Here is a 24525-nt window from a genome sequence, read left to right as displayed (position 1 = left end):
TGTCAGACATCCGGCGCATCCCAGCGCGGCCCGACATGGGCATCGACCACAATGGGGGCCGTGACAGGTTCCCTCCCGGACGTGACGCCGCAGCTGGTGATTTTCGATCTCGACGGCACTCTCACCGATTCCGCCGTCGGTATCGTGGCGTGCTTCCGGAACGCGCTTACCCTGGTCGGCGCGCCGATTCCGGACGGTGACCTGGCCGCCCGGATCGTCGGCCCCCCGATGGACGAGACGTTCCGCGCGCTGGGGCTCGATGGGCGTGCCGACGAGGCTTTCACCGCGTTCCGGGCCGAGTACGGGACTCGCGGATGGGCGATGAACAGCCTGTTCGACGGGATTGCGCCGCTGCTGGCCGATCTGCAGGCCGCCGGGGTGCGGCTGGCGGTGGCCACCTCCAAGCTGGAGCCGACGGCAGTGCGCATCCTGGATCATTTCGGGCTGGTCCAGCACTTCGAGGTGATCGCCGGCGCCTGCCCGGACGGTTCGCGCAAGTCCAAGACCGAGGTGCTGGCCCACGCGCTCGCACAGCTGCAGCCGCTGCCCGAGCGGGTACTGATGGTCGGCGACCGCAGCCACGACGTCGACGGTGCGACCGCGCACGGCATCGACACGGTGGTGGTCGGTTGGGGATACGGCCAGGCCGACTTCGCCGACCGAGAGCCGCCGGACCGCGTGACGCACGTCGCGACCGTCGACGAATTGCGGAGGATCCTGGGTGTCTGATTCGGAGAAGCTGCATGTGACGTTCGTGTGCAGCGGCAACATCTGCCGCTCGCCGATGGCCGAGAAGATGTTCGCCCACCAGATTCAGCAACGCGGCCTGGACGACGTGGTGCGGGTGACCAGCGCCGGCACCGGCAGCTGGCACGTCGGCGAGGGCGCCGACCGGCGGGCCAGACAGGTGCTGCGCGACCACGGCTACCCCACCGAGCACCGCGCGGCCCAACTGAACGACGAGCACCTGGCAGCAGACCTAGTAGTGGCTCTGGGCCGCAACCACGAACGGATGCTGCGCGAACTCGGCGTCGAGCACCAGCGGCTGCGGATGCTGCGCTCGTTCGACCCCCGCTCAGGAGCGCACGCCCTCGACGTCGAGGACCCCTACTACGGCGACCACGGCGACTTCGAGGAGGCCTTCGTCGTCATCGAGGCCGCCCTGCCGGGCCTGCACGACTGGGTCGACGAGAGGCTCGCGCAGAACGGGACCGGTTGATGGCCCGCAGCGTCCCGAGTCTTACGTTCCTGCTGCGGCCGGGCTGGGTGGCGCTGTGGCTGGTGTGCATCGCGTTCACCTACCTGTGTTTCACCGTGCTGGCGCCGTGGCAGCTGGGCAAGAACACCAGGACGTCGCGGGAGAACCAGCAGATCACCGATTCCCTGAGCACACCCCCGGTCGCGCTCAAAACATTGTTGCCGCAACAGGATTCGTCTGCCCCTGAGGCGCAGTGGCGCCAGGTGACCGCGACCGGACATTACCTGCCGGACGTGCGGGTGCTGGCCAGACTGCGGGTCGTCGAGGGCGACCAGGCGTTCGAGGTGCTGGCGCCGTTCGTCGTCGACGGCGGGCCGACGGTGCTGGTCGACCGTGGCTACGTACGGCCCGAGACCGGGTCGCACGTGCCGCCGATCCCGCGTCCACCGGAGCACACCGTGACCCTCACCGCACGCCTGCGCGATTCCGAGGCGCTGGTGTCCGGCAAGGAACCGCTCACCAGAGACGGCTATCAACAGGTGTATTCGATCAACACCGGTCAGGTCGCGGCGCTGACCGGCGTGCCGCTGGCCGGGTCGTATCTGCAGTTGGTCGAGGACCAGCCCGGAGGCCTCGGCGTGATCGGGGTGCCGCACCTGGATGCCGGGCCGTTCCTGTCCTACGGCATCCAATGGATTCTGTTCGGCGTCGTGGCTCCCGCCGCGCTGGGGTATTTCGTCTACGCCGAGGTCCGGGCGCGGCGACGGGAGAAGGCGCTGCAGCCGTCGGTGGAGCCGGTGGCGCCGGCGGCTGACATGCCGATGACCGTCGAGGAGAAACTGGCCGACCGGTACGGTCGCCGGCGCTGAGGCGGATTGTCTTCACGCGGTTCGGGCGGCGCGCTGCCAGGCGGCCGGGCGGAGCAACCGCAGCCCGTTCAGTCCGACGATCACGGTGGAGCCCTCGTGTCCGGCGACGCCGAGCGGCAATGGCAGCGCTCCGACCAGGTCCCAGATCACCAGCGCGGTGATGAAGGCAGCGGCAATCGTGAGATTGGCGATTACGACACGGCGCGCTTGCCGGGCCAGCGCGATGACGGCCGGGACGGTGGTGAGGTCATCGCGGACTATCACGGCATCGGCAGTCTGCAGGGTGAGGTCGGATCCCGCGCCGCCCATGGCGATACCGACGTCGGCGGCGGCCAGCGCTGGGGCGTCATTGATGCCGTCCCCGACCACCGCGACGCTGTGACCGTCGGCTTGAAGTTGCTGGACCGCGGCGACCTTGTCCTCGGGCAATAGCGCCGCGCGGACGTCGGTGATGCCGACCCGGGCGGCGAGCTGGTTGGCGGGAGCGGGATTATCGCCGGTCAGCAATATCGGTGCACTGCCGGTCAATTGCCGCACAGCATCGACTGCGGCGGCCGCTTCGGGGCGGAGCTGGTCGGCGATGCCGAAGACGCCGACCGGACGCTGCTGGCATGTCACCGCGATGGCGGTGTAGCCGCTGCGGTGCAGCGCCTCCACGGCGGCGGCCAGCGCTGACGTCTCGCGGGTGCCGGTGGCTCGGGACAGCGACGCCGGCGAGGCGACACCGATCGAACGCCCCTCGATGACGGCCGTGACACCCCGTCCCGGGCAGGCGGCGAAAGCTTCGGCCGCGGGCAGGTCCAGGCCACGCTCGCGGGCTGCGGTCACGACGGCCGCGGCCAGCGGGTGCTCACTGGGGTACTCGGCTCCTGCTGCCAGCCGCAGCAGTTCATCGGCGCTGAATCTCGGTTCGAGGCAGCGTATTTCGTTGAGTTCGGGAATCCCGCGGGTCAGCGTGCCGGTCTTGTCGAAGGCGACCCGGGAAGTGGTGCCGAGCTGTTCCATCACGACCGCCGATTTCGCAAGCACCCCGTGGCGGCCGGCGTTGGCGATGGCGGCCAGCAGGGGCGGCATGGTCGCCAGCACGATCGCGCACGGTGACGCGACGATCATGAATGTCATGGCGCGGAGCAACGCTCGCTGCACCGATTCGCCGGCCAGCATCGGTATCGCGAACACGGCCAAGGTCAGCACCACCATGGCGAACGAGTACCGCTGCTCGACCTTCTCGATGAACAACTGCGTGCGAGCCTTGGTTCCACTCGCTTGCGCAACCAAGGCCGCGATACGCGCGACGATGGAGTCCGCCGAGCGGCGATCGACCCGGATACGCAGCGCCCCAGTGCCATTGAGGGTGCCGGCGAACACCTTGTCGCCCGCGCTCTTGGCCACCGGCAACGGCTCACCGGTGATGGTCGCTTGATCCACGTCGCTGCTACCGGCAATCACGACGGCGTCCGCGGCGACGCGTTCGCCCGGACGAACCACGATGACGTCGCCGACGTCCAGGTCCGCGGCTGTCACTACCTCTTCGCCGCCGTCGGCGCGGACACGGGTGGCGGTATCGGGTGCCAGCTCGAGCAGTCCGCGCACCGAATCCTCGGTGCGAGCGGTGGCCAGAGCCTCCAGCGCACCCGATGTGGCGAAGATGACGATCAGCAGGGAGGCGTCGGTGATCTGACCGATAGCGGCGGCGCCCATGGCAGCCACCACCATGAGCAGGTCGACATCCAGGGTGCGGCGGTGCAGCGCCTGCAACCCGGCCAACCCTGGCTGCCAGCCGCCGGCCACGCAGCAGGCCAGATACATGGCCCACCACACCTCACCTGGTCCGCCGAGCAGCTGCGCCGTCAGACCGGCGACGAAGAACACCAATGACAGTGCCGCCCAGCGCATCTCCGATAGCGCCAGCAGCGGCGTGCGCCGCACCGGCAGGACCGGTGTCCGCTCGGGTCGCGCAGCGGCGAATGTCGAGATGGACACCGATACCTCCAAGACCGCAGCCGGAACCAGGCCGACGATACCAGAAGATATGAACATGTCTTCATATATATAGTGGTGGGATAAACTGCCCAGGTATGGGACATGGTGTCGGCGGCCGCGAGCGACCCACGACGCGCCTCGACGCCGAGGCGGTAGCCCATGTGGCTGCCACGCTGCAGGCGCTGGCCACACCGTCCCGCTTGCTGATCCTGACCGAACTGCGTCAGGGACCGCGTCCGGTCACCGACCTGGCCGACGCGATCGGGATGGAACAGTCAGCCGTATCGCATCAGCTGCGATTGCTCCGTCATCTCGGACTGGTGGTGGGTAACCGCAGTGGCCGCAGCATCGTCTACAGCCTCTACGACAATCACGTGGCGGAACTGCTCGACCAAGCCATCTACCACAGCGAACACCGGCGTCTCGGCATCAGCGACCCCACCCAGTCCGCAGGATGAAGCGCCACTCCCCGTGCGCTCGATCGCGATGCTGCCGACTCGGTGACCTGGGTTGGGCAGCTTGACCGGTGGCCGCGGGCGGGACCGGCCAGCCCAGGGCCGCCGGGCGGGCTGCGATCGAAATGAAATAGTGAACGCATGAGGACTCGGTCCGATGTCGGCGACGACACCGTCGAAGGACCGCAACCCGGTGCATCGCCGGCATTGCGATTGAACGGCGTCGGCAGGACCTACGGCACCCCCCCTACCCAGGTCGTGGCCCTGCGCGCGGTGAACCTGGAAGTCCGGGCCGGCGAATTCGTCGTACTTCTCGGACCGTCCGGATCGGGAAAAACCACACTGCTCAACGTCATCGGCGGAATCGATCAACCGTCCGAAGGGACGATCGAGGTGTACGGACGCCAGGTCGAACTGCTGAATCGCAAGCTGCGCACCCAGTATCGCCGCGACCAAGTCGGGTTCGTCTTCCAATTCTTCAACCTCGTGCCCACCTTAACCGCACTCGAGAACGTCGAAGTACTCGCCGAACTGACCGGCCCGGACGCGGCGCGCCGAAGTCGTGCCGCTCTGGACCAGGTGGGTCTCGGTGCGGTTGCGAACCGCTTTCCCGCGCAACTGTCCGGCGGCCAGCAACAACGGGTGGCGATCGCCCGGGCAATCGTGAAGCAGCCGCCGCTGCTCTTGTGCGACGAACCGACCGGCAGCCTTGACCTGGTCACCGGCCGACAGGTCTTGGCCACATTGCGCGATCTGACGCGAGATAAGCAGCACACCCTCGTCGTGGTCACCCACAACGCCGAGATCGCCCGGATGGCCGATCGCGTCCTCTGGTTACACGCGGGCGCTATCAGCAAGGCCGAAGTAGTCGAAAATCCAGTAGCGGCAACGGATTTGAACTGGTGAGTCGCTCGCTGCGGCGCAAAGTCCGTCGGGATGTCTGGCGGGAGCGGTGGCGCTTCGCGGCTATCGCCGCAATCATCGGCATCGGCGTTGCCGTGTTCGTCGCCGCCACCGACGGCTACCGAAATCTCGACGACTCCCTGGACCGGTCCTACGCCACCCAACGGCTGCCGGACGCGATCGTGTCCGGACCCGGTGCGGTCGCGCTCACAGACGCCGTCGCCATGTTACCGGGCCGGCCACTCGTCGAGGCGCGCCATCACGCCGACGTCGGATTGCGGCTGAACCGGCACGCCATCTACGGACGTGCTATCGGCATACCGGAGGCCCGCCAGCCCGATGTGTCGTTGCTCGACATGCAAACCGGGGCCCTGCCGGGCCGGGGGCAGGTGGTGCTCGAGCAGCACCTCGCCGACCATTATCACCTTGACCGCGGCGACACCATAGAAATATTGGGAGCGCAAGGCTGGCAACACTTTTCGGTCGCCGGCTCGGCGCTGTCCACCGAGTACCTGTGGCCGGCGCGCTCCGCGCAGGAGATCCTCACCACGCCCGAGGACTTCGGTGTGGTGTTCCTGCCCGATGACGAATTGCGGCGTGTGCTGCCGCGCGCCGGCGAGCAGATCGCCGTGTTCGCGCGCGATCGCTCCGAGGCGAGCGCTCTGATCGCCGCCACCGGCGACATCGCCCGGAATACGGGGCTGCAGTTCGTTCCTCGCGACCAGCAGGGGTCGTATCAGACGCTGCGCGACGACGTGAAGCAGTTCGGTAGCCTCGCCGGCATCCTGCCGTGGCTGTTTCTCGCCGCCGTGGTGCTGGGGACGTATGTGCTCCTGTCCCGGATCGTGTGGGCGCAGCGGGCCGTTATCGGAACCCTGATCGCCAACGGGCTTTCGCCGAACACGGTGCGCCGACATTACCTGGGTTACGGTCTCGCCTGCGCCGCGGTGGGGACACCGCCCGGGTTGCTCGGTGGTTACCTGTTGGGGCAATTCATCACCACCAGGTACACCGAGGCCATCGCGCTGCCGATGCGCCTGACCCAGATGCATGTGCTGACATACCTGTTGGCCGCCGCCGCCGCATTCTCGGTCGCACTGGTTGCTGCGGTGGCGCCGGCGACTGCCGCGGCCAGAATGCAACCCGCAGAAGCCATGCGGGTGGCCCCGCCGAGCGTGCGGGGTCGTCGCAGCCTGGTCGAACGCCTGGTGCCGGTGCTCGAGCGCGCCCCGGCCCGGTGGCGCATGATGCTGCGGTCCATCCTGCGCAATCGTCGGCGAACGGCGTTCACCGCGGTGGGAGTGGCGGTTTCGGTGATCCTGGTGATGGTGTTCGCCGGCATGCGCGACACGGTCCCCAGCATGGTCGACCGCCAGTTCGGGCAGATCGAGCGCCAGGATGGCGACGCGGTGGTCTCCGGTCCGGTCGAGGCCGTTGCGGACAGGCTCCGCGCGGACCCTGACGTCGCCGCTGCCGAAGCCTTCAGTTCCTACGGCGTCACCCTTTCTGCTGCCGCCCACCGGTACGACACAATGATGATCGGGCTGTCACCCCAGACCCAGATGCACGCGTTTCCGGCCGAATCGGGAGCCGACCGACTGACCGGCGACGGAGTCCTGCTCGGGGTGGGTCTGCGCGACACCCTGTCGGTCTCGCTGGGTGACCGCGTCGACATCGCAGTGCCGCAGTCGAAGCTCCGGTTCACCGAACGGGTGGCCGGATTCGTCGACGAACCGTTCTCGCCCGTCGTGTACATCTCACTGAACCAGCTTCGGGCACAAGCGGCTTCGCTGCCGCCGAATGGCGTGCGGATCAAACTCAAGCCGGGCACCGACGCGCGCTCGGCAGGAGACCGGATCGCCGCCGTCCCGGGCGTGGTCGCGTACCGGTCGACGACAGCGCTGGCATCCACCATGCGGCAGGCCTTCAGCCTCTACAACACGCTCGTCAACATCATGCTCGTCCTCGCGGCCGTGATGGCGGCCGCGATGTTGTACAACGCGATGTCGGCCAACATATCCGAACGGTTGGGCGAACTCGGCGCACTGCACGCCGAAGGTATGAGCGCCGGCATGCTCGCCCGTCTGATCGCGACCGAGAATTTCAGTATTGCCGCAGCCGCGGTCCCGTTCGGGATTGTCGGCGGGATCCTCGACGCGGAGCTGTTGTTGTCGACCTATTCCAGCCACGGCTACCATGTGCGCCTCGAGATGCATGCCGCGACACCGCTAATCGTCGCATCGGCGATTCTGCTTGCCGCTGTGCTGGCGCAGATTCCGGTGGTGCGAAGGATTTACGGCATCGATCTGGCACGGATCGTGCGGGAGCGCGCCTTGTGATCGTGAAGGTTGAGTGCCCCTCGAGTGGCGTGCGGCGGTAGCGGTCGAACGTCGACGCAGGGACGGGTCATCAGGTCGCCAGATCCGAAGCGCACACTGCCACCGGTGGTGTCGGCCCCACGGGAGTGGCCGGCCCGAGGGCCGAGGTGAACTCCGACCACAAGCGAGTCGCACGCACGAACCGTTGCGAGACCACCGTGCGGTTACTGCCGATCGCGCCGATGAACTCGGTGGCCGCCAACCGAACTGCCTGGGGCCATATTTGGTTGCGAACCTGTGCCGTGCCGGGTTCGTATGCAATGCCGACGCGTTCGGAGATCGGCACATCTGTTGTCGCAGCGCGGGTGTCAGGACGTCGGTGCCACCAGGTGGATCCGTGGGTATGGGCGAGAACCAACTCACCGGCCTCGGATCCGGCCGTGATGGTATGCATCAGGCGCGCATAGTTATCGGGGTCGTCAGGGCACAGTTCGTTCTGGATCAACAGGTCGACGGTCACATCGCCCAGGATCATCCGGCCGGCGACAAAGGAACTCGGCGGGCCCTCGGTACGGGGCGGCACCACGATGCGAGCCGGCGTCAGCGGGCCGATGACGGCACTGAGAACGGTGAACAGCGGATAGGACACGTGGATCGACGAGCGGGCGTGAACGTAGCGTATCGGCGCAATCTTATCGAGAGCTCTTGCCGCCGTGATGAATTGGCGCATCGGCGCAACCCGGCTGTAGAAGTCGTTGACGGCGTAGAGTTTCGAGTTCGCTTTGGCCACCCGCAGTAGCTTCAAGACCTCGTCGGCATGAACGGGTTGCTCCTGCAGCACGTGTATGCCGCGCGCAAGCAATTGTTCGCAGATCTGGGCGGCTTCGCCCCCCACCACTGCAGAGCGCACCACCACGAAGGCGATGTCGACAGCCGGCAGGGCGGCCAGGTTCGGGTAGAGCGCTATGCCGAGCCGATCCGCCAGGTGTGCCGACGCCGCAGATCCGGTGGAGACCAGTCCGACCAACTCCACGGGCGATTCGGGCGCGGCCAAACCTTCGGCGTAGACCGCGCCGAATGTCGCTCCGACCACGACGGCCGTGGGTCGTTCCCGGCGGCTCGCGGTCACAGGGCACCTTCCTCGATCGTCGAGTCGTCGATCACAGATACCGCGGTGCCTGGCACGGCCTCGACGACGAAGTCCAATGCGTGCCGCGGCGTTTCGATGCTCCAGAACGGCTGGGCGCCGGTCCGCGCGTCCGAATAATGCTGGGCCGCGTAGGCGGTCACGGCTCCGGTGACGCGGTAGCTGTCCGTGCAGGTGAAAGCGAGGGTTCTGGGAACGGGACCGGCGCCGGCGGCGGCGACTATCGCGAAGTAGGGTCGGCGGCCGAAGAGGTCCAATTTGGCCGCCTCGAGCACCGCATTCAGGTCTTGCGACCTCTTGTCGTCCACCGCCAACAGCTGCATCGCACGCGTGGTGCGTTCACCGTCGAACACGTTCAGCCACTGGACATTGCTGGTGCCCAGCCGGGCTGCGACCGCGACGGTTTCGGCGTCCAGGTATGGGTGCACGCTGACCGATCCCGGAAAATACTGCGCCGGAGCGGGTTTGCACTCAGCACGGCTGATCCGTCGCACCGTCCCGCCGCGCCAGGCGGAACACGGGTAGCCGTGTGTGTCGTGCAGGCTGGCGAGGTATTCCAGCACCGACGCGGGCGTCAACCGCTGCAGTCCGCCGCACCACACGGTGATGTCGTCGGTCTGCTGCTCGGCAAGCACCCGGAGCAGCAATCCGGACAGGCCGGGCTGCACACCTGTTTGCAGGACGACGGGGACTGGCGCCGTCGCATACCGGTCGAGCAGTGCCTGGTCGCCGCCCGGGTCGATATAGGGCACCCCCGCTTCGATGGCGGCCCCTGCAACCTGTGCGCTGAGCTGTTGGGACGGACCGGCGCAGTTGATGATGACATCGCAACGGGTCAGGGCAGCGTCGAGTGCGGCCCGATCGGTCACGTCGAGTCGCGTTGTCTCGATGTCCCCCACCACGGCTGAGGCCGCCTCGCGCAGGCGGGTTTCGTCGCGACCGGCGACCACCACAGCCAGGTCGTCGCGGTGTGCCAGCACGGCAAGGCAACTTCGGCCCACCGCGCCGGTACTGCCGAGCAGCAATGCATTCCGCACCGGACTTATGCCTCGGCGGTCCAGGAATTCGCCAGCAGCTTGGCGACGGACTGGGCGTTTTCGCCAGTCAGACAGTCGAAATGGGTGCCGTCGATGTCGGTGATGGTCAACTCCCCCAGACAGTAGTCCGCCCAGAACGCGGTCATGTCCTCCTGCAGCGTCGGCAGGAAATGAATATCGCCGCGTTGGCGAAGGAAGTGGATGTCACCGAGGTACGGCTCGGTCGCGCCGTGCACCACCGCACGCAGGCTGTGCACGAAGATCGACCGCAACTCGCCGAGCGTTTCGACGTCCCAGGACTCGCCCAGCACACCGGATTCGGCCAACAATGCAAGGCGTGCCTCGCCGGCCTCGGCACTGCGCTCCAGGCAAGCCGCAAGCACAGGTTCGGCTACGCCGCGCAGCGCACCGGCCGGTATCACGTCGGCGTAGCGCGCCCGCGCGCGCGTGAACGCGCCGCGGACCGCGTCGTCGTCCACCTGCATGCCAAGAACTTCCGGTGACACACCGAGGATCTGGGCGAAGCAGTAGTCGAGAACGTCGTCGTCTTCGACGTCCATCGGGACGCGGTAGGAACTCACCACCGTAACGGTGCCGACCTCGATGCCGGCCTCCTCCAGGCATTTCGCGATCTCAGCCGAGAGCAGACCACCCATGCAGTAGCCGAGCAGGTGAACCTTGGCCGGCGCCAGGGCGACAAGCGCGGAGCAATAACGGGCTGCCAGGGTGGTGAACAGCTCGGCGGGCGCGATCTGAGCATACCCGTCACTCGGAATCCGTTGCAGCCCATAGAGTTCAGTAATGCCGGCGGCGCGCAGGTACGGGATCAACTCGTCGTAGGGAGCCACTCCCCCGCTGCCGTCGTGCACACATACTGCAATCTCGGCGGCCCGCGTGAAACCCGGTCCGGGGCCCAGGTACACCAGCGGTGAGCCGATCCCGGCAACTTCCGCCTCGGCCGGCACCGGTCGCGACCGGGGTGCGCGCACCACCTCGGCGGCTGCGGCCAGGGTGGGATGGGTAACCATCGCGCGAAGCAGATCGTCCCACGCCAGCCCGGCGGCTTCGGCGATCTCACGGCGGATGCGGCCGATTGCCTGTGCCATCAGCAGCGAATCGCCGCCGAGCGCGAAGAAGTCGGCGCCGGGTGACAGGGTGTCGATCGACTCCAGGCCCAGCACACCAACCCATATCTCCCCGATTCGGGCCTGCAGGTCGTCAAGGGGGCCGGACATTCCTGCCGTGCGGTTGTCGCCGGCACGAGCCGCGCAGCGCAGCGACTCGAGTTCGGCGGTCACTGCCGCGCGGTCGATCTTGCCGTTGGTCGTCAACGGCAGCGACGGTAGGCAGATGATGTGTTGCGGGACCATGTAACTCGGCAGGACGTCCCGGGCCTGCGCGGTCAGCTCCTCGGGCCGTAGCGCGTACGCGGTGGAAGCCGAATCACACCAGAACACGTGCTGGCCCAGTCGCCCCAGCGGATGCTCAGCCGGCGGGAAACTGCACACTTCGCCGAACGGTGACTGTTCGAGCGCGACATGCCATTGCGCGTAGGTGAGGAAAGCCGAGTTCGTCCCCGCCCGAACATCGGTGAAACCGTGCAGCCCCTCTTTGAACTCCATCGAGATCATCAACGGATGGTTGACGGCTGTCGCGTCGATGAAGACCAGGGACCCGCCGGGTGTCAGCAGCCGATTCAGCGCGGCGAGCGTGTCGTCGATGTTGATCGCGTTGTGCAGCACGTTGGCGCAGACGACGACGTCGAACGAGCAGGAGGAGAAGCCCTGCTCCGCAGGCGGCAGGTTGATATCGAAGAGGCGATAGTCGACGAAGCTGTAGTCGGCGAACTTCTGACGGGCCTGAACGAAAAAGAAATTCGATACATCGGTGAACGTGTAGCGCACCTGACTGGAGGCCAGCGCGGCGAGCAGGTCCGCGGTGGTGCCGCCGACACCCGCCCCGACTTCCAAGATCCGCAACGGCCGCGCCGCCGTCGCCCGGGTCACCCGCGCTGTCACACCGGCCACCACCAGTTGATTGACGTATCTACTGAGCAGGTTCTCGCGGTAAGCGGCCGTCGCGATGTCAACGGTCGCCTCCGGAAACAGCAGCGCGAGCGGATCGACGGTACCGGCCAGCAGGCCCGGTAGGTTCTGGATGCATTCGCCGACATAGGCCAGCAAGTCATCACCGTAGCCGACGGCCGCACCCAGCGTGCGTACCTGCTGCCACTGCGCTACGCACGCGGAAAGTTCATGGTGCGCAACCAGTTCCACCGCGTCCGAAGACGCCTTTACCAGCCTTTCGTCGGCGAGCACGTCCAGCCAGCGGCACAGCAGGCGCTGCAACCGGTCCGGCAGCGACAACCGGCGGGCCAGTTCGTCGACGGTGAGCTGTTCGCCCGGGAGCGCCGCGGTCGCCAGCGCCGCGCACATACTCCGCAGTGCGGCCGACTTCGCGGCGGTAGCGAACAGTAACAATCTCTCCACGTCGAGATCGGCGGTGCGGCGCTGATGTGCGGCGTCGATGGCGTCGGTGGTATCCGTTGTGCTGGTGCGGCGTTCGGAGAGTTCGGCGTCGCCGGCCGGCCCTGGGACTACCGCGGCCGCGATCACCCGGTCCTGCGATGCCCGGCCGAGGACGGTGGCCAGCGCGGTCCGCACCCCCGGCAGACCGCTCAACGCGGCCTCCACCTCCGCCAATTCGATTCGGTGCCCGCGGATCTTGACCTGGTTGTCTCGGCGGCCGAGCAATTCGATCACACCGTCGTCGGTGACCCGGCCGTAGTCACCGGTTCGGTACAGTCGCTCTCCGCTGACCGGATGAGTGAGGAAAGCAGCCGCCGTGCGGTCGGGATCACCGAGGTATCCCTGGGCGAGTCCCACTCCGCCGATATGTATCTCGCCCACCTGCCACGGAGCCGCGGGCTCACCACGGTGGGTCAGCACCTGAACGCACTGGTTGCGCATCGCGGTGCCATACGGGATGCTGCGCGCATACTGACGCGCCGCCATGGGTTGGCAGATGGACCAGATCGCGGCTTCGGTCGCACCGCCGAGGCTGAGCATCGCGGCTGCCGGCGCCAACGCGGCGATCTGTTCGGGCTGCGAGACCGGGATCCAGTCACCTGACAGCATGACCTGCCGCAGTGTCGGCAGCGTCGCCCGGTCGGCGTACTCCAGCAACAGTTGCATCTGCGCCGGAACGGAATTCCACACGGTGACACGATGTTTCGAGATAGTGCGGAACCATGCGGGTGGATCATTGCGCCCGTCCCCGTCGGCGAACACGATGGCGCCGCCCGCAGCGAGCATACCGAAGATGTTGTACACCGACAGATCGAAAGTGTGTTGCGATACCGCGAGCACCGAATCTGTCGCGCGGATGCCCAGTCGCTCGTTGACATCCTCGACGGTGTTCAGTGCGGCGCGGTGACTCATCATGACTCCCTTGGGGATTCCGGTGGATCCCGAGGTGAAGATCACGTACGCCGTGTCGTCGGGCCGCGCCGGCGCAACCGCCGGTGTCGCCGCCCCGTCGGGCAGCCAGGTCGCCGCGTCGGCGAGCAGCTGATCAACCCGCCCACGCTGTTCGAACACGGCAGCCGGCGAACACTGCGAAACGATCTGAGCTATCCGATGATCCGGCCACTGCACGTCCAGTGGCACATACGCAGCGCCGGCCAGCACGGTACCTAAAATCGCTGCGACCTGGCTCCGGCCGTGCGGCAGGCGGATTCCGACGTAGTCACCGACACCGACGCCACTGGCCGACAACTCCGTGGCCACCGCACGCGCAGCGGCGAACAACTCGGCGTAGGTGGTGGACAAGTCGCCCTGCCGGATCGCGACCGCTGCTGGAGTCTGCGCGACGTTGATCAGAAACCCCGAGTGCAGCAACGCCTCCGGTATCTTCCGCACCGCGGCGGGTTCCGGCGCGATCGCCGGCAACAACGGGCGCTCCCAGGCCGGCGGGTCGGTGCTCAATGTCTGCAGGGCGGCGCGGAAATCGCTGAACGCACGGTCAAGCGCGTCGGCGCTGATCACCCCGTCCCGGGTGTCCCAGTTGATTTCACACGCCCCGCCGATCTCGAAGACCTGGCAATCCAGCAGTACCTGCGGGGTCTGGCTCAGACCGCGACCCGGTATCGGGCGTAGCAAAGCGGAGTCGGCGGCGGTGTGCTGCGTGGCGTAACCCAGCGTCGACGTGAGCACGACCGGTGAGTGCTCGCCGCGGTTCTCGTCGCTGCGCGCCAGCATCCGGGCTACGTCGACGCCGCTGAGGGTGGCGTGGTCCATGTCCTCGAACAGACGCGCGCCCATCACCCGCAGCAGTTCGCCAAAAGGGGGCTGCCCCCGCAGGTCTGCTTCCAGCAGGCTGGTGCCGGTGAAATCCCCGACCAGCCGGGCGACCTCGGGGGTGAACGGGAGGCGGGCCATCGTCGTCAGCGTCAACAGGAAGTGGTCGCGGTCGCCGTATCGGCCCAGGACGGTGGCGAACGCCGCCGCGATCGCCACACTGGGCGTGGCACCGCATTCGGTCGCGCGTCCGGTGAACGCCGCGAACTCGTTGGCGGACAACCGCATCGACCGTCGGGAAAAGGTCGGTGCGGTTTCGGCCGGCCCGGTCGGCAACAGGGGCAGCGAAATCGGCGGCGGCAGCTGTTCGAGGCGGCCCTGCCAATAGTCGAGATCGCGCTGTCTCCGACGCGATCCGGCCACCGAGTCGCGATAGCGGGCGAGGTTGAGCAGGTACTCACGGAAGCTGAATTCGGGTGCAGGCAGGCGATGTTCGGGATCGAGCAGACAGTGGCCGAAGTCGGTCATCAGGATGAAGATGCTGACGAAATCGGCGATCAGCAGGTCGACCGACACGTGCAGCACGGCATCGTCCGGACCGATCGTGACCACGATGTCATACATGGGCCCCGCGCCCAGCGCGTAACTGCGGTTGCGCAGTTCCTCGCCGATCCGGGCACGCTCACCCTCGATGTTGTCGGCGCTCTCGTGGACGGTGATGCCGTCCGCGATATCCGGGCAGATGACCTGATAGCCATCCGGCTGGACCACACAGCGCAACATGTCGTGCGCGTCGACGACTTTGCGCCACGCCGACCGGTACGTTTCGGCGCTCGGTTTCGCAACGGTGTAGTCGACGACGAACTCGGCGTACCCGTGGCAACCGACCCCGCCCCATCGGAACGCCGAGGTGCGGCCGACCGAGTACGCCGCCTGCACGTCGGTGAGCGGAAACGGTTCGAACCTGTCCTGCGGCGCTCGCAGCACCTCCGCCTCGCGGTTCAACACCGCGATGATGTCCGGTTTCGCCGCGGACAGTTGCGCTTTCAGATCTGCGCTCAGCACGCCTTGCGGCGCCCGGAAGCGGAGGTTCGCACCGTCGACCCACAGCTGCACACCGACACGGCGCGCTTGGTCGATCAGCTCGGCGGCACTCACAGCACTCCTTCTTCGATGTCCGAATCCTGGCCTGACGGCTCGTGATCGACCGCCTTCAGTCGCGCGGCGAAGTCCCCGATCACCGGATTTTCGAACAGCAGCCGCATACTGGCCCCGGGCGCTATCTCGCGGCTGATCTGCTCGACGACCCTGGTCGCGGTCACCGAGTCGCCGCCGAGTTGGAAGAAGTTCTGGCCCGGTTGCACGCGGGGCAGGTTCAGCGCCACCGCGCAGATCTGCAAGACCCGTTCGAGGAGTTCAGCTCCGCTGTCGTCTCCGTTCGGCGCGGGGGACGTGGCGACGGCGGACACCATGGCTTGGACCAGCGCGTCGAGGTTGGTCCGCGCGACATCCGCAGAGATGGCCTGCGTGACGAAATCCCAGGACAGCGCCAGCGAGCCGGCGTTCTCCCACATCTGGAAGTCCAGCACCGTCTGCGGCGTCTGGGAGAGCCCGTACACCAACGACCCCAACTCGAAGGATGATCCGCGCGACGTATCGATCAGCCCGAGCCCGCTGGTGAACACCACTGGGAAGACGGCGTTCGCGGGTTGACCGTGGTGACGCAGCAGTTCCCGCTGTAGCCACACCGCGTCCGCGGTGCGGTGCGGCAGGTCGGTGAGCAGCTGCCGCTGCAGCCGGCGCGCCTGCTCCCAGATCGGCACGTCGGCGTCGACTCGACATTCCAGTAGCAGCAGCGACGTGAAATCCCCGATCACGTCCTGGATTCCGGCCACCCCGGGATCGCGGTCGAACAACGTGACATTGATGCAGAACTGCGTCGTTCCGGCCCAGCCGGCCAGCACCCGCGCGTAGTTGGCCAGCAGGAAGGATGCCGCGGTGACCCTTTCGGTCCGGCACGCCTGGCTGATCTTCGTCCAGACATCCCGCGCGACAACGGCTTCGACGCGATCGAAGACTGGTTTTCCGATGTCGAGGATCACCTGTGTCGGGGCCAGCCGCGGAGCGGGCGGCAACGATGGCAGGCGCGCGCGCCAATAGTCACGGCCCGCGGCCAGCTGCGGCAATACCGATTCGTCTGCACCCGGCCACAACTCGGGGTGGTCGCGCACGTATTGGGCGAATGTGGTTTGCAGCGTCGGCAATTGGGCGGGATCGCCACCGCGGTACAGATAATCCAGCTGCGCCAGAGCGATCATCATGCTGGTCCCGTCGAGCATGACGTTGTCCATGCTGATGCCGATGACGGCGTCACCAACGCCTGCCTGGACGCCGAAGTCGATTCCGGGACGGGTGGTGAGGTCGATCACCTGGTCCCGCATCCGTCCCCGCACATCGGGGTGATCACACACCACCGGTTCGATCGGCACCGGGTGAACGGTGGCGCACAACCGCGACCCGGCACCGTCCGTCTTGGTTGTCACGGTGGTGCGCAGTCCTGGATGGTGCTCGACGAGCCGGCGGGCAGCGGCTTCGAACCTGGACCGGTCGAAGTCGCGCACCTCGAACTCGAAATAGCAGTGTGCGGCGACCCCGCTCAGCATGAATCCACCTTCGCGGCCGGCCAGGTACGCGTGCTGGACGACGGTCAGCGGCACTTCGCTCTCGCTGTGCAGCGGCGGTGGCGCCGGAGTAGGCGGCGGTGTCCCGGGCGCGCCGGCGTGCGCGGCAAGTTCACCCAATAGCGGGTAGTTGAACAAGTCGACCAGGGCCAGCCGTCCGAAACCGGCGGTCCGTAGATCGGCGTAGACCCGGGTCGCCACCAGGCTGTCGCCGCCGAGCAGGAAGAAGTCGTCGGAGGCGCTCGGCAGGATGTGATCCGCGAGATTCAGGTGCCGTCGCCATATTTCGGCGATTGTGGCCTGGACCGATTGGTCGGCGACGGAGGTTTGCGCAGGGACCGCCGCGGGTGTCGCGGCGCTCGAGCGCAGCGCTGCTCGCCGCGGCGAAATCCGCTGCCGCGGTTGCGCCACGATCGTCAGGCCCGCACCGTCCTGCGTCATCTGTCCCGGCTGCCAGCCGTGTTGCGCGATGAACCGCCACCACTGGTCCGGCGTTCGCAACGCTCCGGGCAACAGGACACCGGGATTGAGAACAGCCGCGCTGGCCAACGTCGCCGCAGTGATCTCACAGATTTCGGCCGCCCACAGCCAGCCGGTATCGGTCACCGTCAGCGCGTCGAGCACGGCCCCCGCGTCCGGCAGCTGGTGCAGCGATCCGCAACAGATCACGACATCCGCTGCCACAGCAGGGATTTGGTGCGGCGAGACGATATGCCGCACGGCGGAGGGCAGCTTCCTGCCGGCCGCGATGTCGGCCAGGACGGAATTGGGCTCGAAGCACAGATAGTCCGCCACGACCGCACCGATCATGTCGGTAAGCCGTTGGGTGACCAATCCGGTCCGCGAACCGACTTCCAGGATCCGCAGCCGACGACCGACAGCGCGGGCATGTCCGAAGATGCGTTCGGTGAGATCGTCGAGCGCCCACTGCAGCCGCCCTTCGGCCAGCAGCATCGCCTCGGGGGCAAGTCGTGGGTCTCCGATCAAGGTCTGCGCCGACGCCGCTCCAGTGACGATATCGGCCAATCGCCGAGCGGCACGGGCGGTGTCGTGGCCGGTCGACAGCGGAATTTGCTGCCACCGCCGCACTACTTCGGCATATTCCGGTCTGACGTGCCCGGGTGCGCAGAGACCGCCCGCGGCGGCGATGACCGCTGCGGCCCAATCGGATTCGTCTAACAGCGGCTGCTGCGCCCCGGCCACATCAGGCTCACCCGCCGGCGCTTCGGCATGGTTGTGCACTGCGCGGCGAAAACACGAAAAGACCGCTGCCAGATGATCTTCGGCAATCAGGTTGGTGGCTGTGTCCCAGCTGATCCGGGCTCCGCCGCGGTCGTCCTCGATCTGGCAGTCCAACCAGACCCCGGGGGTCTGCGTCATCGTGCGGATACTGGACAACTGCGCCGGGCTCTGCGGCACGAGGCCGAGCGTGCTGGTAAACACCACCGGATAGCCGGCAGAACCGCGCGCGCGCAGGGCGGCGAGGTGCCCAGTTGCATCAGTACCGCTGCCGACCGCACGCCACAGTTGCTGCTGCGCGGCAGCCACTGCCTCCGGCGAGCCCGGTCCCGCGGCACCGTAGTCGGCCTCGCACAGCGCTAACCGGGTGAAGTTCCCCAGCACCTCGCGGTCAGCGGGTGCGTACCCGGGTCGGTGTGACGTTGGTACGACGACGGCGAAGCGGTCACCGGCACCGCCCGCATGCAACGCCGCCGTGAAGGCCTCGAAGATCAGCGCGGTCGGTGTGACCCGCAGTTGAGCTGCCCGATCCCGCAGGCCGGTGAACTCGCCCGCACTTAGGGTGAAGCTGCAGCGCTGGAAGCCGACCCGGGTGGCCCAGTCGGGTCGCTGGTCACGCAGCGGCAGCGTCGGCGGCGGGCACGCAACATCGAAATCGCTTTCGCCGCTTACTTTTTCGCTGGCGAAGCGGACGAACACGTCGGCGCTGGGGTCTACCCGCCGCGGCCGGGGTGTCTGCTGGTAATCGGCGATGATCGTGGCGATCACGGTGGCCAGGCTACGGGCGTCCAGACTGAGATAGTTGATCAACAGACCCACATAACGCGCCGAGCCCGACGGCGTGAAACAGGTGATCACCGGAACCTCGCGTGGATCGAAGTCCCCGTCGGTCATGCGCAGCAGCAGGGTATCCGGATCACCGGCGTCCACGAGCTCGACTCTCACGTCCGGGGTGTGACGGTGCACGCGCTGGCCGGTGTCGGACTCCAATCCGCAGCGCAGGACCTCGAATTCCTCGACACACGAGGTCACTACCGCAACGAACCGGTTCAGGTCGATCCGGCCGTCAGTCGCATCGACACCCAGAACGATCGCGAAGTGCGTTGGCGCACAGGTGCTTCCGTTCAGGCCGGCACTGCCGAGCACATAGGCCTGCTGCAGTCGGGTCAGCGGAAACTCGGTATCCCTCATTGCCGGCCCGGCGACATGTTCAGCCGGGTGCCGCGTCACCGCACCGATGACACACCCGGCGGCGAACTCGCCGAGCGTGGGGCGGCGCAACAGTTGTCCGACCTCCGCCCCGAGCACTCCGCGGCGCTTCAGATCCGCGGCCACCTGCGTCGCGCGCAGGCTGTCGCCGCCGTGAGCGAAGAAGTTGTCGTCTCGGCGTGCGACAGGTTGTCCCAGCACCACTGACCAGGTGTCGGCGATCAGCTGCTCCACCGTGCTCAACTCGGCGCCCGGATGCTCGGTCGCCGCCGTCCGTATCGCGGATTCCACCTCTCGGACGGCACGGCGCCGGTCGACCTTGCCGTTACCGGTGAGCGGCAGTTCCGCGGCGCGGACGAAATGTCTGGGCACCATGTAGTGGGGTAGGCGCGTTGCGAGATATGCGCGCAGTTCGGCCGAGATCGCATCGGTCAATCCGGCGCTCCCGCTGCACACTACGACCGCCCCCAGAGCGGCGTTGCCGTGAATCGGCACCACCGCCGCGCTGTCGATCAGGGCATGCCCACGCAGGGCGTGCTCGACCTCACCGCACTCCACGCGGTGACCACCGATCTTGACCTGAGAATCGATCCGGCCCAGAAACTGCAAAGTGCCGTCGCGCCAGTAACAACCGAGGTCGCCGGTGCGATACCAGCGGTCGCCGATCTCATCCACGACGAAGCGCTCAGCGGTCATATCCGGTGCGTTCAGGTAGCCCTGGGCGACACCTGCGCCACCGATCCACATCTCTCCCGCGACGTAATCGGGACAGTCCCTACCCCGGTTGTCGACAACGCGAAACCTCTGATTGGACAACGGGTATCCGTAGGGCACCGATACCCATGCGGGATCGACTCCACCTGTCGCCGGCAAGACGAACTCGTTCGACCAGATCGCGGCCTCGGTGGCGCCACCCATCGCGACCAGCCGCGCATTCGGCGCGGCACGGTGCAGGCGGCTGGGCATGGTCAACGGAATCCAGTCACCGGACAGGAACACCGACTGCAAACTCGGCAGCGTCTCCTCATTGTCGCCCGCCGCAATCAGCAGCATGTCCAGCAGAGCCGGCACCGAATCCCACACCGTGACCTTGAATTCGGTGATCAGCGCGCGCCAGCGGAACGCATCGCGGCGAGACTGCTCGGAAATGATCACCAGGCTGGCACCACAGCTGAGCGGGCCGAAAAAGTCGTAGACACTGAGGTCGAAGTCCAGGGCCGAAATCGCCAGCAGTGCATCGGCACAGCCAATCCCGTTGCGCTGGTTGACATCATGCACCGTGTTGAGCGCCGCTGCGTGCGAAATCAGCACGCCCTTGGGCTGGCCGGTGGATCCGGAGGTGTAGATGACGTAGGCGGTGTCGTCCGGGTCCACCCGGATCGGATCCCTCGGCACACCCTGGAGTAGCGATTCGAGGTCATGAAGCACCGGGGCTGCGGTCAGACTGTGCAGCAACTCAGGTGAACCGATCAACCCGGCCATTCCCGACAAGCTGCAGATGCGCTCGAACCGTTCGGCCGGTTGGTCCACCCCGATCGGGAGGTAGCTGCAACCGGCCATCATCACCCCGAGCACCGCGACGACCTGGGCGGGGCCCTTGGCCAGTCGAATGCCGATCACCGAGCCCGGCGCATGTCGTTCAGCGAGCACTCCCGCCACCCGGCGCGCGAGCTCGTCGAGGTGGCCGTAGGACAGGTGCGGGAATGTCGCGGCGATCGGGTCACCGTCACCCTGGCTGTTGAATTCGTCCGCTGCCCAACGTAAAGCGACCCGGCCGGGATCGGCCTGCACCTGTCGCCGAAACGCGTCGTAGAGTAACCCGTCGGCGCGCGGAGCTGCAGTGGCGTTGCGTTGCCGGCGAATCAGTCGCGAACGTTGCGGAAGTTCGATGGGGGCCGCCGTGGACCACTCGCGGTTGCCGAGATGTTCCAGGAGCCCGACGTAGGCGCCGAACATGTCTGTGACGACGCCGGGAGGAAAGCAGCTGGCCCGGTAATCCCACGACACGATCAGACCACCCGAGGCATCGGGTACGGTACCAATCTGATTGTCGATGAGCACCTGTGGGGTCATCGAGGATACTTCGCCCAACGCTCCGAGGGTGTCGATGTCGCGTTGCCGCTGGGCGGTCGTCGCAGCGGCGTAGGTGAACACCACCGGTGCGATCCCGCTGTGTCCGGTGCCGGCCTGCATCTGTGCCGCAAGCAGATCGGTGGATTCCGGAGCGGTCAATGCGGCGCGCAGTCCTTGCTGAACGCGGCGCACCAGGTCGGCAAATCCGTCCTCGGTGTCCATGCCCGCCCGGTAGAGATGAGTCGCGGTGAAATCTCCGATCACTTCCGCGGCATCCGGCGGACGACCGAAAGTCGTCACGTTGACTAAGAACTCGTCGCTGTTGCTCCAGCGGTGCAACACCGCGGTGTAGGCGGCGAGGAACACCGCCGCGCGGGTGACTCCGTGGGCGCGGCACATCTCGTCGAGAGCGGCCAACAGGTGAGCACTCAACGTGTGTTGTTCGCGAGCGAACGCGATGGCGCGTTCCTCTGCCAAGGGCAACGGCGGGCATTCCGGCAGCCGTTCGACGTTGTCGGTCGACGACGGCGCAGTGGGCACCCGGACCAGATCGCTACAACCCGCACCCACGGCGGGGAGTCGGTCGCCGCGGTATAGCGCGGCGAGATCATGCAGCAGAAGATCGATGCTGCTCAGGTCGGCGATGATGAGGTCGATCGCGAAGTGCAGGATGCAGCGGTCGGGCAGACGGGTCAGTTCCACCCGCCAGGTATCGCCGGTTTCGATACCGAATCGGTGGTGGCGCAGTCTGTTCCGGACCTCATCGAGGTGCGGCCGATGCGCAGTGCCAGCGACCTCGGTCAGATCGTGGACCCGAAGCGGGGCGTGAACAGCTTCAGATCCGATCTGACATCGACCGGCGTCCGGAAAACTGCTGCGCAGCATCGGGTGCCGGCGCACCAGCTCGCCGAGGGCAGCATCGAGCCGATCCGGGTCGATGGTGGCGCCGCTGAGTTCGAAATAGGTTTGGCAGCCCACCCCGCCCAGGGGCTGCGCCGGATCGCGACCTATCCAGTACGCGCGTTGTAGCGCGGTCGTTGGTACATCGGATCCGGCCGTCCCGGGGTCCCGCGCCGGAATCGTTGGCGCAGAGTCGAAGAGACGCTGCCACGTGCGCAGTGTCGGGTCGGCGTACAGATCGGCGAAGTTCACCTGGCGCGACATCGTCGCAAACCATTGGACCACCTGCGCGGTCATCATCGAGGTCAAACCCAGTGTGGTCAGATCGGAGTCGAGTTCGAGGTCGTGAACGTCGACGCCGAGCAACCCCGCGACGAATCGGGCCGGCTCGGTCGTCGGCCGCTCGTGTCTCGCCCCGCGAGCCGATATCGAAACCTCGTGCACGACATCGAATTTCGCCGAGTCGAGCATGTCGAGTGTCTTACGCCGCCGGATCTTGCCGGACGTGGTCCTGGGTAGCACGCGGGGGCGGACCCAGACGATGCGCTCTGGAGCGGTCTGGTGCACCGCGAGAATCCTGCGGCGCAGCACCCGACTCAGGTCATCGAGGTCCTCGGCTGGGGCCGCGGTTTCCGCGACCAGCCACCACGCGTGGGAATCCTGTGGTTGCACCGCGCACGCGCCGCCGCTGTCGACCCCGCAGGGTGCCTCTTCGACGGTCAACTCGATGTCGTTGGGGAAATAGTTGCCACCGCCGACAATGATCAGATCGCGGAAACGTCCGCAGATGTAGAGTTCGCCGTCGCTGCGGAAGCCGGCATCGCCGGTACGCAGATAGGGCCCCATGCCGTCGGCGGTGGTGGCGCCGAAGGTTTCGGCGGTCAGCTCGGGTTGTCGCCAGTAGCCGTTCGGCAGGCCCGCTCCGCCGACCCAGATTTCGCCGACATCGCCGTCGGACAGGACAACGCGCGACTCCGGATCGACGATGCGCACATCCCAACCGAAAGTGCTGTCACCGCAACTGATCAGGGTGCGCACCCGATGGCCGGCCGGGACCGGTCCGACGATCTCGGCCGCGCGGCCGCGGTTGAGTTGCTCGGCATCGAAGGTGGCCTGTACCCACGGGCGCGGCCGGGCCGTGCCGGAGACTGCCAGACCTGCCTCGGCGAGCCCGTACTGCGGAGCCATGACGTCCGCCCTGAGACCTGCCGGCGCGAACTTCGCCGTGAACTCGCGCAGCGTGGCGGCGCGGACCGGTTCGGCACCATTGATCGCCAAGTGCAGGCAGGACAGGTCGAGCGACGCGAGGGCAGCATCGTCGAACGCGTCGAGGCAGAGGCGGTAGGCGAAATCTGGCCCCGCGGTCCAGTTGCCTCGCACTGCGTGGATGGTTTCCAGCCAGATGCGTGGGCTCTTCACGAAGTCGAACGGTGGGATGAGTGTCGCGGTCCCGCCGGTGGTCAGCGCCAGCATCACACCCCAGAAGATCCCCAGGTCGTGATACAGCGGCAGCCAGCTGACGGTGTGGATGTCCTCGGGACGATTCCACAGCGCAGCGCCGATGCCGAGCTGGCAGAGCATCGTTTCGTGAGTGTTGACAATCCCTTTCGGTTGTCCGGTGGAGCCCGAGGTGTATTGCAGGAACGCGACGTGTTCGGGCGTGATCGCCGCCGTGGCCGGCAGTTGCCGCGACCCGGCGGCAACGGACTCCGGGGTGAGCAGGGCGAGCCCGTCCAGCAACGGATCACGGCCCAGGGCTTCCACGAGATCGGAACTGGTGTAGACGGCAGCCGGCGCACAGTCCCGCAGCACATAATCCGCGCGTCGGAGAAACCGTTCGGGCGCGTCGGCCGAGGGCAGATACAACGGGACCGGGATCAGGCCGGCCTCCATCGCGGCGACGAATCCGGCTACGTAGTCGGCGTCGCCGATGCGGGCCATCACCACGCGGGAACCCGACGGGAAGCCACTGAACGCGCCATCGCGGATGTGGCAGACCCGGTCCCAGAACCGCCGGTAGGTCCAGACGTCTGTTCCGGCAGAGCCGACCATGCGGAGCGCGACAGACTCCGGGCGTCGGCGCACCCACTCGGCAACGACCTGGTGGATACCTCGCTGAGCCGTTGGCGCCGTGGCGAAGTCGGTCTCGGACCGACCGCAATGGTGATCCGAATTCCGCTGCCCGGTCGCCGTGGACATGCATCTGCTCCTTGAC

The 24525-nt window shown here is 66.9% G+C and carries 11 protein-coding genes; 6 read left to right on the top strand and 5 right to left on the bottom strand.

Features of this window, described 5'->3' with window-relative positions:
- The first annotated feature begins 51 nt into the window (after positions 1-51).
- From AC5Y6Y_RS01340 to AC5Y6Y_RS01330, 3 genes are read left to right on the top strand one after another with little or no spacing between them, the layout of a single operon-like run.
- Positions 52-729, top strand: a complete 678-nt coding sequence (locus AC5Y6Y_RS01340; RefSeq protein WP_499922973.1) for an HAD-IA family hydrolase — start codon at positions 52-54, stop codon at positions 727-729.
- Positions 722-1219 carry a low molecular weight protein-tyrosine-phosphatase gene (locus AC5Y6Y_RS01335; protein ID WP_463824527.1) on the top strand — a complete coding sequence of 166 codons (498 nt, stop codon included), beginning with the start codon at positions 722-724 and terminating at the stop codon, positions 1217-1219. Before AC5Y6Y_RS01340 ends, AC5Y6Y_RS01335 begins: the two co-directional genes overlap by 8 nt.
- Entirely contained in the window at positions 1219-2067 is an 849-nt protein-coding gene (locus AC5Y6Y_RS01330) for an SURF1 family cytochrome oxidase biogenesis protein (RefSeq protein WP_499929076.1), read from the top strand. The genes AC5Y6Y_RS01335 and AC5Y6Y_RS01330 overlap by 1 nt, the downstream gene beginning before the upstream one ends.
- Positions 2068-2079: 12 nt before the next feature.
- Here the strand turns inward: AC5Y6Y_RS01330 and AC5Y6Y_RS01325 are convergent, their stop codons facing one another.
- Positions 2080-4050 carry a heavy metal translocating P-type ATPase gene (locus tag AC5Y6Y_RS01325; protein ID WP_499929332.1) on the bottom strand — a complete coding sequence of 657 codons (1971 nt, stop codon included), beginning with the start codon at positions 4048-4050 and terminating at the stop codon, positions 2080-2082.
- Positions 4051-4145: 95 nt separating this feature from the next.
- Here AC5Y6Y_RS01325 and AC5Y6Y_RS01320 point away from each other — a divergent pair, with 95 nt between their 5' ends.
- From AC5Y6Y_RS01320 to AC5Y6Y_RS01310, 3 genes are all read left to right on the top strand, one after another.
- Positions 4146-4508 carry an ArsR/SmtB family transcription factor gene (locus AC5Y6Y_RS01320; protein ID WP_463824529.1) on the top strand — a complete coding sequence of 121 codons (363 nt, stop codon included), beginning with the start codon at positions 4146-4148 and terminating at the stop codon, positions 4506-4508.
- A 138-nt stretch (positions 4509-4646) separates the two neighbouring features.
- A complete protein-coding gene (locus AC5Y6Y_RS01315) occupies positions 4647-5411 on the top strand; it encodes an ABC transporter ATP-binding protein (protein WP_499929074.1) in 765 nt (254 codons plus the stop codon).
- Positions 5408-7747 (top strand): FtsX-like permease family protein, encoded by a 2340-nt coding sequence (locus tag AC5Y6Y_RS01310; protein ID WP_499929072.1) that lies wholly within the window; start codon positions 5408-5410, stop codon positions 7745-7747. Before AC5Y6Y_RS01315 ends, AC5Y6Y_RS01310 begins: the two co-directional genes overlap by 4 nt.
- 70 nt (positions 7748-7817) lie before the next feature.
- Here AC5Y6Y_RS01310 and AC5Y6Y_RS01305 read toward each other — a convergent pair whose 3' ends face one another.
- From AC5Y6Y_RS01305 to AC5Y6Y_RS01290, 4 genes are read right to left on the bottom strand one after another with little or no spacing between them, the layout of a single operon-like run.
- Positions 7818-8855: a Gfo/Idh/MocA family oxidoreductase gene (locus tag AC5Y6Y_RS01305; RefSeq protein ID WP_499929071.1), complete on the bottom strand. Its 1038-nt coding sequence runs from the start codon at positions 8853-8855 to the stop codon at positions 7818-7820.
- Positions 8852-9910, bottom strand: a complete 1059-nt coding sequence (locus AC5Y6Y_RS01300) for a saccharopine dehydrogenase NADP-binding domain-containing protein (protein WP_499929070.1) — start codon at positions 9908-9910, stop codon at positions 8852-8854. The genes AC5Y6Y_RS01305 and AC5Y6Y_RS01300 overlap by 4 nt, the downstream gene beginning before the upstream one ends.
- Before the next feature lie 5 nt (positions 9911-9915).
- Positions 9916-15366, bottom strand: coding sequence for an amino acid adenylation domain-containing protein (locus AC5Y6Y_RS01295; protein WP_499929068.1), 5451 nt, complete (start codon positions 15364-15366; stop codon positions 9916-9918).
- Positions 15363-24509 carry an amino acid adenylation domain-containing protein gene (locus tag AC5Y6Y_RS01290; RefSeq protein ID WP_499929066.1) on the bottom strand — a complete coding sequence of 3049 codons (9147 nt, stop codon included), beginning with the start codon at positions 24507-24509 and terminating at the stop codon, positions 15363-15365. Before AC5Y6Y_RS01290 ends, AC5Y6Y_RS01295 begins: the two co-directional genes overlap by 4 nt.
- Positions 24510-24525: the final 16 nt, after the last annotated feature.

The organism is Mycobacterium sp. NGS24, assembly GCF_059813065.1.
Note: the sequence above shows the minus strand (reverse complement) of the source record. Positions and strands in the feature narration are given on the sequence as shown.